The 9,892-nt window shown below is 39.9% G+C and carries 8 protein-coding genes and 1 tRNA gene; 1 reads left to right on the forward strand and 8 read right to left on the reverse strand.

Features of this window, described 5'->3' with window-relative positions:
* Positions 1-107: 107 nt before the first annotated feature.
* Both rbp and O9290_RS01870 read right to left on the reverse strand, forming a co-directional pair.
* Positions 108-401, reverse strand: a complete 294-nt coding sequence (gene rbp, locus O9290_RS01865) for an RNA-binding regulator (protein WP_288026800.1) — start codon at positions 399-401, stop codon at positions 108-110.
* 221 nt (positions 402-622) lie between these two features.
* The gene (locus O9290_RS01870; RefSeq protein ID WP_002759181.1) at positions 623-877 is read right to left on the reverse strand and encodes a DUF3493 domain-containing protein; all 255 of its coding nucleotides are present in this window, start codon (positions 875-877) and stop codon (positions 623-625) included.
* Positions 878-936: 59 nt separating this feature from the next.
* Between O9290_RS01870 and O9290_RS01875 the strand changes: the two genes are divergently transcribed.
* Positions 937-1,008 (forward strand) — tRNA-Thr (locus O9290_RS01875).
* A gap of 366 nt (positions 1,009-1,374) precedes the next feature.
* On the opposite strand, the gene O9290_RS01880 is transcribed toward O9290_RS01875, so the two are convergent.
* The 6 genes from O9290_RS01880 to O9290_RS01905 all read right to left on the reverse strand — a co-directional run bounded on the left by O9290_RS01880 (position 1,375) and on the right by O9290_RS01905 (position 9,350).
* The gene (locus O9290_RS01880; RefSeq protein WP_043999067.1) at positions 1,375-1,875 is read right to left on the reverse strand and encodes a sll1618 family protein; all 501 of its coding nucleotides are present in this window, start codon (positions 1,873-1,875) and stop codon (positions 1,375-1,377) included.
* Positions 1,876-1,914: 39 nt separating this feature from the next.
* Positions 1,915-2,883, reverse strand: a complete 969-nt coding sequence (locus O9290_RS01885) for a DUF4351 domain-containing protein (protein WP_002759186.1) — start codon at positions 2,881-2,883, stop codon at positions 1,915-1,917.
* 1,094 nt (positions 2,884-3,977) lie between these two features.
* Positions 3,978-4,958 (reverse strand): hypothetical protein, encoded by a 981-nt coding sequence (locus O9290_RS01890; protein WP_002759187.1) that lies wholly within the window; start codon positions 4,956-4,958, stop codon positions 3,978-3,980.
* 65 nt (positions 4,959-5,023) lie between these two features.
* Positions 5,024-7,648, reverse strand: coding sequence for a polyprenol monophosphomannose synthase (locus O9290_RS01895; protein WP_288086623.1), 2,625 nt, complete (start codon positions 7,646-7,648; stop codon positions 5,024-5,026).
* 44 nt (positions 7,649-7,692) lie between these two features.
* Positions 7,693-8,820, reverse strand: a complete 1,128-nt coding sequence (locus tag O9290_RS01900) for a DegT/DnrJ/EryC1/StrS family aminotransferase (protein ID WP_002759190.1) — start codon at positions 8,818-8,820, stop codon at positions 7,693-7,695.
* On the reverse strand, positions 8,817-9,350 hold the full coding sequence (locus O9290_RS01905) for a cupin domain-containing protein (RefSeq protein ID WP_002759194.1): 534 nt from the start codon (positions 9,348-9,350) through the stop codon (positions 8,817-8,819). The genes O9290_RS01900 and O9290_RS01905 overlap by 4 nt, the downstream gene beginning before the upstream one ends.
* Between the last annotated feature and the right edge of the window lie 542 nt (positions 9,351-9,892).

Raw genomic sequence — 9,892 nt, forward strand, 5'->3', positions numbered from 1 at the left:
ACTCAGACATTTAGATTTCTATTGGTTTTGAGAGGAGCAGCGATCGCAATTGCCGACAAAAAAGGGTGAACCCTGTCCACCCTCCCACAATTATTCACAAAAAAAGCTTAATAGCGTTTTTTTCTGTCACCACCACCACCATTGAAGGGCGCGCGCTCTTCACGCTCGCGGGCCTCGTTAACTTTAATTGATCGCCCCATCCAGTCAGCACCATCTAGTGCCTCAATTGCGGCGGCTTCCTGGGCTTTACTTTCCATTTCCACGAAGGCGAAACCGCGTTTGCGCTGTGTCTCTTTGTCCAAGGGAATATGAACCCTCTTAACCTTGCCGTACTCTGCAAAGACATCGACCAGATCTTCTTGGGAAATCTCGTAAGAGAGATTACCAACAAAAATAGACATAATACTTGAATCCTCGAACAATACTCGAAACGGTGTGGAGACACAAAATTCAGGGAGAAGCCGAACAATACTAAAGTAAAAGACTTACCGAATTAATACTGAAAACGAACTTGAACACTAATCTTGACTCTCCCCCTGATCATAACACAGAAAGATTGGAGTTAATGTTAACTTTTATTCTCCAGGGAAAGAGACCGTTTTGGCTATCGGTGGCTACTCCCTCAACCGCCAGCTTTTTTTTCCCGACGAAATAACCAAATCATCAGGGCCACCACACCGATTTGTAGGGCAAAATTGGGTAAGGCGGTGGCTACGTCCCTGGCTGCCGCTAATTGGGCCAGAAACACCACCGCACCGATAAAACCAGAGGCCCCTAGACCGAGATAGATAAACTGCCGCAGACCTCGGTAGGGATTGGCCGCTTCCTCTTTCAAGCGCGCGTATTTTTGGGGATCAAGTCGAGGGGATTTGCTCATAAAAAAATTTTTCTAGCTCTGTATCTATTGTCCGTGATATAATCGGGAACTGGCAATGTGCCGATGTAGCTCAGTGGTAGAGTAGTTGATTCGTAATCAATTGGTCGTGGGTTCAAATCCCATCATCGGCTTGGGGTTTTACCTCCCGGAAGTTGACTAAGAAATACTGGTACAGTGGTTAAATGCCTTGGTTTTGTGGCGGCTATGGCAAAACCCCCTAATGCCTTTGCTGGGGATTTGCGGCTCTCTTGGGTTTGGTGGGTAAAATCTATTCTCAGATACATTCCCACTGGCGAGCGAATGGAACGAACCACAAAGACACAAAGCACACAAAGATTGATCGGTCTTATATAAGTTAAACTTATCACACCAAGAGTAAGAGAGCCGATTTACTTCAATAAGCCATTTTAGCAGCCAACAAGAGGTAAAAGAGTTAATTCCTCTAACCGATCGCTCCCTATTTTGGGCGAAATCTTTGGGAAAAAATCAGCTAGTTACTAAAGAAAAGGTTGAATGATTTTTGCGATCGCTTGACGTTGGCAATCGTCATATCCCCAGCGTTCTAGAAAGGCTTGATATTCTCCTTGTCCTGTGTTTAAACTGGTGGCTAATTGTTGTAATTTTTCCCCCAAGGACTGCGATAATAACTGCTTAATTAGTTGACCAGTTTTTTCTTGGACTTTCTCAGAACCTTGGGCGTTTTCTTCGTCTCCTTGACTGCGATGATAGATGACCATTGCCGTGGACATAGCCAGATTTTTGACTAATAATTCATTCACCAATATCGGGGAAGTTTTTAAAGCAGTGATTACTTCTAAACTAGGATGTTCCGTATAGGGTAAATCGCTGGTTAAATAAGTAACAAAAAATCCTCTAGCTCCATTTTCTGTGGAGACTAACTCAGTAATTTTCTGAGTTATTGTATCGGTATCTAAAAACTCAATTTGACTTAGTAAATCTTGAGTTTGTTGGATGGCATTTTCAAAAGTTATACTCATATCCATACCTAGCCTTCTGTGAAGTTTAAGAGAAAAATACTAAGCATCTAAAGCATTTAACCAATTAGTTAAATCCTCCACTGTTGAAAAATCCAATAAAGCTTCCCCCACTCGTTCTAGATCATCAATATTCAAGGGCATAATCCGACTCTCTATATCCACATCAATAGCTCCTAACTTACGTTTAATCAGACGAATAATTAGATTTCTTTCTCTTGCTAAACCCTGTTCTAAACCCCGTTCTAAACCCCGTTCTAAACCCTGTTCTAAACCCTGTTCTAAACCGCGGCGCATCCAACTGGTTGTAATCTGCATAACTCCCTCCTGTTCGGGTTGAATAAATGTGCTAATCTCCTGTTGAAATTCTATCTCCTCGGACGAGTTGAGATTGAGATAGGTATCGACAAAGCCTGAAATCAATTGCATTCTAGCGGCATCTAATCTTAATGTTACCAATAATCTTAGACATTGTGCCTTAACTTTTGCTCTATCCCGAGGGGCAATTTTCATCTTAGCCATCAAAGCGGCGGCGACGGGATTAGGTTGATTAATAAAATCTCGCCAATTCAAGCGATTTAACTGGACAACTTGATAGTTAAATTCTAACACTTTTAAGTCAGGAAACTCAATTTTATATTGACGAATTGCTTCTTTTTGTGGACGATCATAGGAGAATATGACAATGGGATAAACTGGTAAGGCAAATTTTTGATGCAGACGAGCGAAATAAGTAAACATTCGCCGATTAAATTCCGGTTGAGAGCTAGACTGTGCTTCTAGATGAATTAAGAAAAATGATGATTGTCCTCGAAATTGAACTTGGGCGACTAAATCACTTTCATACTTTTCTCCTTCCGTGACATCGGTAAAGACTTCTTTGTCTAAAAATGTGATCTGATTAGGCTCTAAATAATTGATAATCTCAGGAAAAAACAACTGAATAAATTCAACAAAAAAAGTCGCAATTAATTCCTTAAATAAACGATCATGGTCAATAACATTATTCATACATAATAATTGCAAACGGGGAATCTTTCAGCTTATCTTCATATTCTAGTAATTATAAGGGTTTTACCCAATGATTAGCACTAGGAGGCCAAGAAATTAAATCCTCGATATTACCTTCCATAGTAGCACAAATTTGAGCGAGGGGTAATAGCAAATCCTGTTATCATACTAAATCCGTTGAGTATAGGCTACTTATTAGGACAGGCAAAAGGCAAAAGGCAAGAGGCAACAGGAGGAATAAATAATCAGTCTTTAATAACCGGATTTAGTATCATAAGAAGAGTAAGGACGAGGAGATAAAATGCCCAAAAAAGCCTACTTAGCCGCACATCCAAGTTCAGAGCAAATGAAAGATAGATATAAAGCAAGTCAAGATTCGGTGGCAACAAGAAGATGGCACTGGTTAGGTAAAATATCTTGAGGATGGACAATCAAAAATGCGGCAGTAGCTGTGGGATGAGATTATCAATATAGTTTTAAAATTCTCAAAAGCTCTAATGAATTAGGAGAAGAAGGAGTTAAAAACTCAAGAAAAAGAGGGTTCTTCGTTACTTGGTATGGTTCGATCAGGGGGCAAAAATCGGCTAAATCCTTATCTGGCAAAAGACTTAATTGATTAGCTCGTTCTAGATTGAAAACAATTGGCAAAAATCGAAGCAATGTCTTTCTATATAAGGGTTTCACCCCTTATAACTCCCGTCCATTGCATAACACAAACCGAAGAACCCAAATTATCAAAAGCTTTAACGAATTAGGAAAAGAAGGAGTTAAAATCTCAAGAAAAAGAGTCAGGAACATCCGAGAGGAAAAGAACCTTTGTTGAAGGAAGAACAATTCCAAAAAATAAAATTGAATAAATTCAGGGAAATTTACGGTAATTTTGCCGGTTAAATCAATTCCCTGCTATCTCCATCCCAAATTACTGCTAGTACAAAAAGTGGCTCTTCTGGTTTCTGTGTGGAAACGAGGTCTATACTGATAGTTTCTTCGACAAAATAGTCCTAAAAGTGTTGCCCGATAAGCATTTCACGATTACATAAGCAAAAATTATCACACAAAGTCGAGAAGAGCCAAAAAGTCGATCAACTTTTAAATTATCGATTGAGAATAGAAATAATTCGATGATTTTGAGTAGTTGTTTCCTGAATTATAGGACGCAGTTGTTGCACCAGTTCCCTAGAGCGTCTTATTCTTGCTTCCGGTAATAAATGCTCATGGGTATCGGCAAATAAACTAGAATCTGTTTGCAGATTAAGAGTTTTTGGATTGTAGATTAAAGGCACTATATTAGACAATTCTTCAATAGTTTTTTTAACATTTTTGACGGTAGTTTCATCGGTCTTAGCATAAACCCAAGAGAGAGAAACTACTAAATCAGCACCTTTAGCTTTTAACTCCTCTTGAAATTGAGCGATGCGTTTGAGGGAGTGTTGCGAAACAGGTCGATCAAATGTTCTAGTCCACCATTTACCTGTACGATGTTTGACTACGGTAGGATCTCCTTTTTCTGTGATTGGATCTGATAAATAACCCCTAGCTTTTCCTGTTTGTATAACATCAACGGCAGTTTTTACTATAGCGCGTAAACTAGGAACTCCCATTAACCAAGTCTCGGAAACTAATTGTTCTAAGGGTATATTTCCTAAACCCGGTTTTCCAATGGCAACACTAAAGGGAACCGAACCAAATAAACCATCACCATAACCAATACCATCATCATCCAGTAACATCAAATATTCAGGAATGAGAACCACTATATCCCCCGGACGTACCTGTTCTAAAATAATTGGGCAAATGACATTTAATCCCAAATCTCCCTGTAAACCAAAGTTAAAAACTGGGATTTTTAGCTCCTGTTCGAGGAATTGAGAGTTAATACTATATTGTACTCCCGACCCCCCCGCAAAAATTATTCGTCTCGGTGCATCTATCTGCTTGGCAAAAGATACTTTTTGTTCGTACATTTGTAGGAGCCACTTTAATTCACCACCGTAGTATACGTTATAAAAAAAACCCAAAGACCAGGCCACCCCAACGGTAGCTAACCAAGGCCAAAAAGTAAACATTTTCTTCATAAGTTTAGCTCCTAGAGTTGAATCAAGAGAATCACTAATTCTAGTTAAAAAAAGAGATAATTGTCTTATCTTTCTTGCCATAATTGCCAAATAGTTGCCACATATTTCCGTCCTTTTGACAAATAATCCCAGAGATTAATTCCAGTTTTACTCTCACCATAAATGCGGGGAACGCAAAGATAAGGAACTTCCACTAACTTATAACCTAAACGATTGGCACGGGTTAATAAATCAATGCAGTATTCTCCATAATCTCCCTTTAAGCGAATTTTTTCTAAAACCTGAGAACGAACGGCAATAAAACCACTGGTATAGTCGTGAACTTGATTGCCTAGCATCACGATGGCCATGCGATTAATAATCCAGCTTAACATCCGGGCCATCAGTCCGTGGGCAACATCATCACCCCCCGGAATCCAACGAGAACCTACAACCATATCAGCTTTTTTAGTTCGAATCGGTGTGATTAATTGTGGCAGAGCTTCTGGAGGCATAGATAAATCACAATCCATCCAAGTAATAATTTTAGCCCCATACAGATTAATCGCATCGTCAATACCTCTCTGTAGAGCCGAAGTTAACCCTTTCTCGTTGATTCTGCGACACAAAATTACCCCCGATTGGAATTGCGAATCTTGGGGAGGAGTGGGATATTGTTTGGCTAAATCTTCTACTATCTGCCAAGTTTCATCGGGAGAATTATCATCCACCACTAGCACTAAATAAGGACTAGGAACACTAGCTAGTAAACGTTCAATTAATTGACTAATATTATCTCGCTCGTTATAAGTGGGTAAAATCGTACAGACTAAATCATTAGCTGCTGGGGTAATTGTGGGCTTATCCTCGGATTTTTTGGATAGTAAACCTGTCTCAGAAGCAGATATAACTATTTCATAGAAAGGATACTTACCAATGATTCCAGAGCGATTTATGCCAATTTGAAACTTTTGTCCATCTTGGCTAAATTCCAGTTCTTCCGGTGGGGATTCTAAGAGTTGACAAGGGCGATAGGGATAGCAAACGTAGGGAAAACTAGACAATCCTTGACCGACTAATTCTTGGCATAGTTTAACCATGGCTTGACTATCTTCTACACGGAAGAAAGTTTTTTGTTTCTCCAAACCAAAACCCAAAACTTGTGCCGCATATTGATGAGAAAAGACAACAATAGAATTAGGATTCTCTTCTATGCTTTTGATAGCTGGTGCTATCCCCTGATGGGTTTTATAGAAAAATTCTCCACCTTGATAAATGTTTTTATAGACAGCTATTGCCAGTAAGATTAACAGTAAAACCCAGCTTCCCTTGGCTAGTAAAACTTCTTGGTTCGCTCCGACAATTTTTACTTGTTCCACCGTTAATAAGGTAACAAAGGGGATAAGAGGCAATAAATATCTCGGTCCCCATTGTTTACCTCCCACCATGACTTCTCCCGGGGCAATATCGACTAAACAAGACACCCCTACTGTGTAGATAAAATAGAGATCATAGACAAAAAGCATTTGTTTATCTAGAGATATATTGGCGATGTCAAATAGATAACAACTGGCTAAAAGTATCAGCAAGTAAATTATATTGTCCTTGACTAACGCCTTGGTTTTGACCATTCCTTGCCAGCGAAGATTGACGAGAACAGCCAAGATGATAATCGCCATTATACTAATTAAAGTTACGGGAATATCCCTGGCAAAATTCAATTGTTGACCGCTCCAAGTGAGCAAGTAAGCTAAGGGAATTATACAGATAGGAAAATGCAGCAAAAAAGAGCTATTCAACTGATAAAAACTGGTCAGGGCTTCTTGAATACGTTTTTTCCAAGAAAACTCCTCAAGGACTAACAGAGCGTGAACTCCTAGAAAACGATTATAAATTAACTTATTGCACAACCACAGTAAAAACACACTAACAATCATACCTAGTACAAAACTAAAAGCTATTCGATTAGTTAGCAGAAAATCAGAAACATTAAGATTTTGCTCGGTTGAATACCAAGCAAAAATTGAGGTTTGTTCTGGAGTTAAACCCAAGAAAACTAATAAAGTTAAAGTTGCCACTAGGGCCAGACATTCGGAGCGGAACCATACTGATAAACCCACTAGAAATCCGCCTAATAAATTGGGCAGCCAGCCACTATTAGCTGTATCGGGTAGAAAAAAAGCGATAACAATTCCCAAAAATCCTAAAGTAACAGCGAGGGTATGTTCACAATATATGGCACTGTATAGAGTTAAGGGCGAAGCAAAAATCAAAATAACTAATCCCAAAAGACTCCCCCAACTGTCTAGGGAAAAAGCGGGAATTGCTCTTGAAAAACTGAGCCACAATACCCAAATTGATAGGAGGGGAATCAAGTAAAACCCACGATAACCCCAAAGTTTATAAAAAAGGGAAGTTAGCAAAGAGAATGGAAAAGGAAAGGAGATATAATAACGTTGATTTAAGTAGTAAACAAAAGGGGGGCGATAACTGTATAAACCCTCTTGCCAAAGACGAGTAACCCAAGCTTCTGCGCGCTCAACTAAGTCAAATCGCCATGGACCATTACTTAGCTGACGAGCTAGTAAAGCTTTCAGCGCCCCATCGCCATTAAAAAAAACATCCTTGGGAACTGAAATACATAGATATAGGGAATAAAAGCAACCAGAGGCAATTACTACCCAAGATAAAAACTCCGTGCCAATTATCATAAAAGTCGGTTTTTATTCAAAAAATTTTCATCAATTTTTCATCCCTACTCAGCCTCAGCAAAAACTTGCTGAACTGCTTGGGCCACTCGCTCAATTTGCTCGTCCGTGAGAGCTAAACCGCTAGGCAGATAAAAACCCCTGCGCGCCAGTCTTTCAGCCACGGGACAGGAAACATTTTGCAATAATCCCATTTTGTGAAATACCGGTTGTTCGTGCATACACCAGAAAAAAGGACGCGTACCAATCTGATGTTCTTTGAGGCGTTTCATCGCTTCCATAGCATCAAAGTTAACCTCATCTTTGAGAACAATACCATAAACCCAATAAATATTTTCGGCATAATCAGTTTGAGGTAGAGGCAATTCTAGACAGGGGATATTTTGCAATAATTCCCTGTAGCGTCTGCCCATTTTTCTCTTGCGCTGGACAAAAGTTTCTAGCTGTTCTAATTGTGCTAAACCCACTGCCGCTTGCAGATTAGTCATCCTCAGATTCCAGCCCAGTTCTTCGTGAATAAAACGTCGTTGGGGCTGAAAATATAAATTTCTCAGGGAACGACAACGCTCAAAAATATCCTCTTGGTTGGTGACAATCATGCCCCCTTCCCCAGTGGTAATATGTTTGTTGGAATAGAAACTAAAGATACTGATATCACCGAAACTACCACAGGGTTTACCTTGATAGGTTTGACCGTGCATTTCCGCCGCATCTTCAATAATTTTTAAACCGTATTTTTGAGCTAATTCTAAAACTGGAGTCATTGCCACCGGTAATCCGTAGATATGAACCACCATTATCGCTTTAGTGCGGGGCGTGATTTTTGCCTCTATCTGCCCGATATCCATGTTCCAAGTCTGCGCTTCGCAGTCCACGACCACGGGAATCGCCCCGGCTTTGACAATGGCAGCTCCGCAGGAAATGATGGTAAAAGTGGGGAGAATCACCTCATCCCCCGAACCAATTCCTAAAGCGACGATGGCCGCTTCTAAGGCCATAGAACCATTGCACACGGAAACGGCATACTTTCGCCCAACAGCGAGGGCAAAATTTTCTTCAAACTTCTGAACGAAGGGACCTTCCGAAGAAATCCAACCGCTATCAATACATTCGTTAAGATACTGTTTTTCCTTGCCCGCAAGTAGTGGCTCATTGACGGGAATAAAGCTACTCATGCTATCTCTGCTCCCGCCATTTTAACCACAGTTTCCTCAATTCCTGTAAAGCGAGTTTTATCCTGATTACCAACGTAGGGACCTTGTTTTACTTCAATCATTTCTACTTCTTCTAAGACTTGGAAACCATGACCACCTTGGATCAACAAAACCACATCCCCATCTCTCAATATATGACTTTCTAGATATTGTTGGTCGTCATCATAGAAATCTACCCGCAGTTTTCCTCTTTTGATAATTAAGACTTCCTGGGTAAAAAATACTTCCCGTTGTACTTTGTTATGAACGTGGGGCATAATACTTTTTCCCGTCGGGTGTCTCATATAGGCCAACTGTTGGGAAAAATCATCGGGAGTTAGGAAATGAATCCCCTCTTGGTTAAACTCTCGTCGGAGAATTATCGCTAAAACTTTACCCTCTTTCGTGATTTGAGAAATTGGCAAAGAGTTAAATTGACTTTCTGGCTTATTTTTCTGATTTTGTTGGCGGAGAAAATCTAAAGATAAAAAGTCTGAAGCTAGTTTAAACATGAATTTAACCCCCCTAGGGAATGGTTGTGAGAAAGGCTGAAATTAATTGACAGCAAAGAAGGGGCGAACCAGTGACTAACTTTTGTCACCCCTGGTAGGCTAATTTAATTTAATTAGCTAAAGCTTAATCTAATTAACCTTCTGTTAATTTAGTTAACAGAAGGTTAATCCCGACTAAGGCAAGATGCCTCTACCATACATTTAAGAAAACACGGGAGCATCTAACTTTAGAAATAAGTAGAAATACTTAAGGGTAAAAAAATAGAATTAAACAGGGGTCTCATGAAGATAAGCGGAACGATGGCGAAGCACTTGTGGAACATTTAGAACACAAGTCCGAGCATTTGTACTAAAATATCTAATAGACGGCTAACTGCTATATTTTCTGATGACGATATAAATAGGGTTTGCTGAAAAAGTTTTTCGTGGGGGCAGGGTGTGGGGTGTGGGGTGTGGGGTGTAGGGTTTTACCGATTTTCATCTGGTCAATTACCTAATTTTCAGGGAAAAAGTACCTGAATTTTCCCCCCGCTCACTCCCAG

Origin of the sequence: Microcystis sp. LE19-41.2A (assembly GCF_027530405.1) — a bacterium.
GTDB lineage: Bacteria > Cyanobacteriota > Cyanobacteriia > Cyanobacteriales > Microcystaceae > Microcystis > Microcystis aeruginosa.